The sequence below is a fragment of the Oleiphilus sp. HI0123 genome (genome assembly GCF_001635315.1).
In genome coordinates this window covers 1-6,361 of the sequence record NZ_LWGE01001132.1, presented here as the reverse complement: position 1 = coordinate 6,361, position 6,361 = coordinate 1, and the positions used below count along the sequence as shown (strand labels likewise).

General features: G+C 45.9%; 8 protein-coding genes and 1 pseudogene. 6 read left to right on the top strand and 3 right to left on the bottom strand.

Translation table 11 applies throughout. The features are described from left to right. The 5 genes and pseudogenes from ureC to A3761_RS11795 form a co-directional block, all read left to right on the top strand. A pseudogene (gene ureC / locus A3761_RS11815) lies at nucleotides 1–356 on the top strand (urease subunit alpha); the annotation flags it as partial. Between the two features lie 137 nt (nucleotides 357–493). Then, a complete protein-coding gene (ureE, locus tag A3761_RS11810) occupies nucleotides 494–973 on the top strand; it encodes an urease accessory protein UreE (protein ID WP_068552947.1) in 480 nt (159 codons plus the stop codon). Then, a complete protein-coding gene (locus tag A3761_RS11805; protein ID WP_068512998.1) occupies nucleotides 970–1,647 on the top strand; it encodes an urease accessory protein UreF in 678 nt (225 codons plus the stop codon). The genes ureE and A3761_RS11805 overlap by 4 nt, the downstream gene beginning before the upstream one ends. A gap of 125 nt (nucleotides 1,648–1,772) precedes the next feature. Beyond that, nucleotides 1,773–2,417, top strand: a complete 645-nt coding sequence (gene ureG, locus A3761_RS11800; protein WP_068512995.1) for an urease accessory protein UreG — start codon at nucleotides 1,773–1,775, stop codon at nucleotides 2,415–2,417. 46 nt (nucleotides 2,418–2,463) lie between these two features. Then, a complete protein-coding gene (locus tag A3761_RS11795) occupies nucleotides 2,464–2,673 on the top strand; it encodes a hypothetical protein (protein WP_068509676.1) in 210 nt (69 codons plus the stop codon). A gap of 321 nt (nucleotides 2,674–2,994) precedes the next feature. Here the strand turns inward: A3761_RS11795 and A3761_RS11790 are convergent, their stop codons facing one another. Beyond that, nucleotides 2,995–3,504: an aminoacyl-tRNA deacylase gene (locus tag A3761_RS11790; protein WP_068552948.1), complete on the bottom strand. Its 510-nt coding sequence runs from the start codon at nucleotides 3,502–3,504 to the stop codon at nucleotides 2,995–2,997. 114 nt (nucleotides 3,505–3,618) lie between these two features. Beyond that, the gene (locus A3761_RS11785) at nucleotides 3,619–4,935 is read right to left on the bottom strand and encodes a DEAD/DEAH box helicase (RefSeq protein ID WP_068512989.1); all 1,317 of its coding nucleotides are present in this window, start codon (nucleotides 4,933–4,935) and stop codon (nucleotides 3,619–3,621) included. A 229-nt stretch (nucleotides 4,936–5,164) separates the two neighbouring features. Here A3761_RS11785 and A3761_RS11780 point away from each other — a divergent pair, with 229 nt between their 5' ends. Beyond that, a complete protein-coding gene (locus A3761_RS11780; RefSeq protein WP_068510255.1) occupies nucleotides 5,165–5,542 on the top strand; it encodes a DUF2237 family protein in 378 nt (125 codons plus the stop codon). A gap of 168 nt (nucleotides 5,543–5,710) precedes the next feature. On the opposite strand, the gene A3761_RS27665 is transcribed toward A3761_RS11780, so the two are convergent. Then, nucleotides 5,711–6,361: hypothetical protein (locus A3761_RS27665; protein WP_197473026.1), on the bottom strand; the 651-nt coding region annotated here is incomplete at its 5' end.

Sequence of the window (6,361 nt, the reverse complement as noted above, 5' to 3'; positions counted from 1 at the left end):
GCGGAATGATCGCTGCAGCACCCATGGGGGACCCTAACGCATCGATTCCAACACCTCAGCCAGTACACTATCGACCAATGTTTGGTGCGCAAGGTTTAGCAGCGGCGAAAACCTCAGTGACCTTTGTCTCAGAAGCGTCTTTGAAGAACGATATTGGCGAGGCGCTTGGTCTTAGCCGAAACCTGAGTGCTTGTAAGAATACGCGCTCTATTCGTAAGTCAGACATGGTGTTGAATGATTGGCAGCCAGAGATCACCGTAGATCCGCAGACTTATGAAGTTAGAGCGGATGGTGAGTTGCTAACTTGTGAACCGGCAGACGAGTTGCCATTGGCGCAATTGTACACATTGTTTTAAACGCTATTTAGGCACCGACCAGTCGGGTTAAAACCCGACCTACAGGCTATGTACTAGCATGGTAGGTCGGACTTCAGTCCGACAAGGTCGAAGCCGATGAGTTCGAGGGTAAATAAGGCCTTCAAAAAAGGAAGATTATGTTAGAAGTATACGAAAGACTCGGCACGCATTGTCATGAAGAGGTTTCAGAAGTCGTCAAGCTAGACTCGGACCAGCGTGATAGAGGACGGCTTAAATTAACGAGTGAAAACGGTGTTGATGTACGTGTCTTTCTAGAGCGTGGCAAGCCTCTATTGGTGGGAGAGTATCTCAAGTCTGAGTGCGGAAAAATTATTCAGGTTCAAGGTGCTGTTGAGTCTGTCGCGCATGCCAGCTGTGAAGACTGGCGTACTTTCTCGCGTGCCTGTTATCATTTGGGTAACCGCCATACAAAAATTGAAGTGGGTGAGCGTTGGTTGAGAATTAAGCCTGACCATGTCTTGGAAGAAATGCTGCACTTACTGGGTTTAGTGGTGACACATGAAGAAGAAGTGTTCGCTCCTGAGTCTGGTGCATATTCCAAGGGTGGGCACTCACATTCACACGGTCATTCTCATGATGGACATTCGCACGAATGAGTAATCCTTTAGCCCTGTCACGTTTGCTGCAGTTAAGCTCGGTTAGCCTACCGGTAGGTGGCTATGCCTTTTCGCAAGGCATGGAGTATGCAATAGAGTGTCGTTGGATAAAAAACTTCAACGATGCCGAGTCCTGGATTCGACTTCAAATGCGAGAAAGCCTGGCCAAAGTCGATCTGCCAATTTTACGTGGTGCCATGGAAAGCACGGCTGAAGAAGACTGGCAGCGTTTTATGTTTCTTAATGATTTATCGATCGCATCCCGGGAAACGAAAGAACTACGGCTAACAGATACGGCAATGGGCGCTGCTTTATTGCGACTCTTGAAAAGCTTGGATTTTGACTTGCCAGAATGCGTCACTCAGGAAGGCGAAGAACACAGCTTTGCGACCTTATTCGCTTATGCGGCGCAAAAGTGGGGAATCGTTTTTGAAGATGCGGCCAATGGTTTTGTCTGGTCATGGCTAGAAAACCAGGTGGCAGGGGCCACTAAAATGGTGCCTTTGGGTCAGACTCAAGCTCAACAAATGCTGACCTTGTTTCAACCAGAGATTGCAGAATCGATTGCTTTGGCTGAACAAATAGATGAAGACAAAATAGGCGGTGGTCTACCCGGATTGGCCATAGCCAGCGCCTTACATGAACAGCAATACTCAAGGCTTTTCCGTTCTTAGTTGAAAAGCTTACGATCACGTCCCCTATAGTCATTCACGCGAAGGCGGGAATCTAAGGTCTTAGGGGGAATTAAAACAATGGATCCCCGCCTGCGCGGGGATGACGAAAAATATAGGATATAACAATGGCAAAAAAACAAACGCTACGAGTCGGTGTCGGGGGCCCTGTTGGTTCAGGTAAAACCGCCTTATTGCGCTCACTTTGTGCAGCATTAAAAGATCACTACAATATTGCAGTGGTAACCAATGATATTTATACCCAGGAAGATGCTTTATTCCTGACGCGTCACGAAGCTTTGGATGAAGACCGAATCCTGGGTGTTGAAACGGGTGGCTGTCCACATACCGCGATTCGTGAAGATGCCTCAATGAACTTGGCTGCGATTGATGAGCTGATGAAGCGCCATGGAGAGCTCGATGTCGTTTTTGTAGAAAGTGGCGGTGATAACCTTAGTGCGACCTTTAGCCCAGAACTATCGGACTTAACTATCTACGTGATTGATGTATCAGCAGGCGATAAGATTCCACGTAAAGGTGGCCCAGGCATTACTAAGTCCGATCTGTTGATTATCAATAAAATAGACTTGGCTCCACTTGTTGGTGCTTCGCTAGACGTAATGGATCAGGACTCAAAGAAGATGCGCGGTGAACGTCCTTTTGTTTTCTCAAACCTTAAGAAAGCTGAAGGTCTAGACAAAATTATTGATTTCATTATTAGCGAAGGCATGCTTGAGGCCAAAGAAATTCCACCTGCAAAAGCCGTGGTTTGAGTGCTTGACGACTTAGAATAGAATTAGACTAACTTAGGAGAACACAATGAAATTGAAAACCTTAATGACACAAGCAAGTGCCTTAATCGCCATGATGATGGTGAGCCTTGCCTCACTCGCTCACGAAGGTATGCATGCATCAGGGCAGGCGCACGTGGGCGAGAGCCATATGGGCTTAATGGAAGTTTCTTTGGCCGTGATGGCAATGCTAGCAGTTGGCGCATGGGCATTGAAAGAAGCTAAATCTAAGAAGTAGCATTTAGAGTCAGTCCCCGTGTTTCTGTATGCAGAGCCTTCCGTGGCTCGCATGCGGACTAGCACGGGGAGTCCAGATAAGGGATGCAACCCTCTGCTTCCTCAAAGGTCAAAACATCAAAGACTATTCACCACCGAGAACACCGAGCGGCATAGGGCCTCCACCGAGAAGACATATAAGAATTATTAAGGTTGATCTTTACTCTGTGCAGCGAAGCGCTCTGTGACCTCGGTGGTTCAATGTGTTTACGGAGCCTTCCACGGCTCGCAGGCCGGCTAGCACAGGGTTGATCAGCGAGGGGCGGAACACTCTGCCTACAAACTACTGTATTAACTGCGTTCTCGCCTCATAAAACTCTGTCGGGCAGCTAATCACATCATTTTCCTGAAGCCCCATGAGCTGCATAAATGCGCCATGGTTAACATGAATCAGGTTATGGTGGTCGCCACTTTCAAAGTAAATACTAGGCATCTCTTCCAAGCTTTTATCCCAAACTACTGGTAAGCCATAGACTTGGCCTAGTGCAGGAACCGCACCTTCTTCGCAATCATCAAATAAGCTTTTGAGTTCACACTCATCGACCAAGCGATAATGCGAGCCCTTGCCCATATGCTGGTTGAGCAGATCAGGAACAAGCTGATGTGTTGCTGGTATGACACAGAGTCGGTAGTTATCGCCATCGTGGGTGATAACGGCTTTTGCCATTTGTTTGGCTGGCACGTTAGCAAGTCTGGCACTAGCTAAACTGGTATGAGATTCAGGGTGTTGAATGAGGTCGTAGTGCACGCCAACGCGCGACAAGTGAGCTTCGATTCTAGGAGCAATAGACATAACAAGCACCTCCATAAAAGCGAGTGAATCATCATTGTAACGCTGCGAAAGGTGTTAGGCCAAGAACCCTTTGTGCTTAGTCGAGTGCGCTATAGGGCAAATGGCTATAGCGCACTATCTATCACCCCATATGGTTTTATTTGTGGTCTTTGCAGGGCGCTTAGCGCTGGTGCTCGTTGTATTGGGCTTATTGCGGTTAATCTTCTTTTTTGGGGAGTCCTGTTTTTTCTGCTCAGTCTTTTTATTCGCTGGTCGCTTATTCTTCGGTACGTAATTTAAAATAGATACGGGCACGACTTTTCTCACAGGGAAGCCTTCAATTTCTTTTCGCTCAATAATATGACCTAGCCGGCTCTCTATTGCACAAAGATTCTTAAAATCTCCCATTGAGACAAATGAGATCGCTTCGCCAATGGCACCTGCTCGGCCTGTTCGTCCAATTCTATGAATGTATTCCTCAGGCTTAAAGGGCAGGTCATAGTTAACCACTCGGCTTAACTTACCAATATCAATTCCGCGTGCAGCGACTCCGGTAGCCACCAAGAACTTAATTTCGCCAGATTTGAAATCATTCAGTATTTTAGCTCGCATTGCTTGGCTACGGTCACCGTGAATTGCTTCTGCGTGAATACCTCGTTTGCCTAACTGAGCGGCAAGTTTCGCAGCGCCATGTTTTTTCTCAATAAAAATTAGCGCCTGATCCCACTGATTCTCAATAATGAGATGACTCAATAGCGCAGACTTTTTATCTTTATCGACCGTAATCAACCACTGGTCAATGGTGGTCGCGGCAGTTGCCTCGGGCGAAATGGCGATTTCCAAGGCTTCGTCTTTAACCGTCTTAGCGAGGAAGCGTACGTCATCGGTTAGGGTTGCAGAAAACAACAAGCTTTGACGCTCGCTCGGAAGGCGATCAATGATTTTATTGATCTCATCAATAAAACCCATGTTTAGCATTCTATCGGCTTCGTCTAAGATCAGGACTTCTAGTTCGTCAAAATGAACTGCACGGTCATAGACCATTTCAAGTAAACGTCCTGGCGTCGCGACCAGAATATCAACACCTTCAATGAGTCTCTTTTTCTGAGGCTCTGCAGCGATACCACCGTACATAGCCATTGACTTTAGGTTGAGGTACTTCCCGTATTGCGTAATATTGGCTTCAATTTGCTCAGTCAGCTCACGAGTCGGGGTAATAATTAATGCTCGTATGCGCTTGCCGCGATAGTTGTAGGGAACATTAAGTTTTTCAAGCAATGGCAGCACAAAGCTCGCTGTCTTACCTGTACCGGTCTGAGATGCCGCGACCACATCTCTGCCAGCTATGATAGCTGGGATAGCTTTACATTGAATAGGGCTTGGTTCGGTGTAGCCTTTGTCTGTGATGGCCTTTAGAATGGGATCGCTTAATCCAAGCTTAGAAAATGGCATGTACACCTCAGTATCGCGTTAATCTAGGGAGTGGATTGTGCCAATAGGCTGGGTTGAAAGCTATGGTTATTTTTTGAGAGACAAGCATGGTAAGAGAAATTCGTATTGCACAAGCAACATTATCAACATATCCATGTATTATTCGGTTAGACATTTGGAAGACTAAGGCTCAATGCGATGAATGCATCAATAGTCAAAAGCTTAAACAGTTAGTAAGCGGAGAAGCAATATGGATATGGACGAATCAGTAAATGTACTTGGCGAAGTCTTGGAACTATGTGGAAGCGACCCCGTCACAGGGTATTATCGAGATGGAAAATGTAATACCTGTGAAGCAGACACAGGTTCACATACGGTTTGTATCGAAGCGTCTAAAGACTTCTTAGAATATTCCAGGTTTAAAGGGAACGACCTGTCTACACCAGTGCCTGAATACGGCTTTCCCGGCTTGAATCCCGGCGATACCTGGTGTCTATGCGCGGTTCGTTGGTTGCAAGCTCAAGAAGATGGTATGGCACCCAGAGTTCACTTAACTAAAACGCACATAAAAGCCTTGGAAGTCATTCCCTTGGAGCGGCTAAAGCCTTATGCGGCAGACCTAAATTAAGTCTCTGTCTCGGTGCTTGCAGCACTTTTTGACTGATCTAGACGGCCTAAATAATAGTGCTCTATTAGAATAGAAGCGATAAGGGAACACCAAGTTTCTATGTTGGTTTGAGTGCTAATTGGCGAACGTGCGATTAATTTTCTAAGTAAATGGCTAGAAATACCCTGATCAATCAATGCTCGTTGATAACTTAGTGGATGCCAGGTCAAAGAGCTCATTCAAAGGTGCGATAGCTGCGCTCGCCAGTTGAAAGAAATCTGCTCCTGAACGACTATCTACCGAAGAATTGAGCAGCTTGGTTTCGATAAAGCTCTGTAGTTCGGAGATTTTTGTTTGAGCGTTTTTAATCGCTGAGGTCGAGTGCTTATCATCTAGAATGATCACTCTTTTTTCGCCGGGCTTTCTTTCAAGAAAAACCTTATTTAGCGATTCAAACTGAGTGCTTACACGGTCATTCAAGTACTTCAATTTTATTCGGTCTAGAGCTGAACTCTTTCCTTCGGAAACAATACCCATACCGATGGCTCGGGTTTGGCCTATTGATTCAATCGTATCGAGTAACTCCTTCCATATTACATCTAAGCCTGCTTCACGAGATAATGCTACGAGCAGACTATTCTTTTCAGTTTGGTTTTCAATCAAATAGAGCAGATTTGTGATGAGTCGGTTATGTTGGTCGATATTGTTGTTTGCTTCAATTGTTAGGGCACGTGTTTCAAGTCGCTGCCAATGACTTGATATACCTTCAAATAACTTGTCTTTTGTCAGTGATGGGTGATTGCTAACTAATGATGCCCATAGTTTGTTAACGTCTGCTCT

Bases quoted from the DNA above. Each gene is read 5' to 3' on its own strand.
- ureE (WP_068552947.1), top strand. From the start codon at position 494: ATGTTAGAAGTATACGAAAGACTCGGCACGCATTGTCATGAAGAGGTT.
- A3761_RS11805 (WP_068512998.1), top strand. From the start codon at position 970: ATGAGTAATCCTTTAGCCCTGTCACGTTTGCTGCAGTTAAGCTCGGTT.
- ureG (WP_068512995.1), top strand. From the start codon at position 1,773: ATGGCAAAAAAACAAACGCTACGAGTCGGTGTCGGGGGCCCTGTTGGT.
- A3761_RS11795 (WP_068509676.1), top strand. From the start codon at position 2,464: ATGAAATTGAAAACCTTAATGACACAAGCAAGTGCCTTAATCGCCATG.
- A3761_RS11790 (WP_068552948.1), bottom strand. From the start codon at position 3,504: ATGTCTATTGCTCCTAGAATCGAAGCTCACTTGTCGCGCGTTGGCGTG.
- A3761_RS11785 (WP_068512989.1), bottom strand. From the start codon at position 4,935: ATGCCATTTTCTAAGCTTGGATTAAGCGATCCCATTCTAAAGGCCATC.
- A3761_RS11780 (WP_068510255.1), top strand. From the start codon at position 5,165: ATGGATATGGACGAATCAGTAAATGTACTTGGCGAAGTCTTGGAACTA.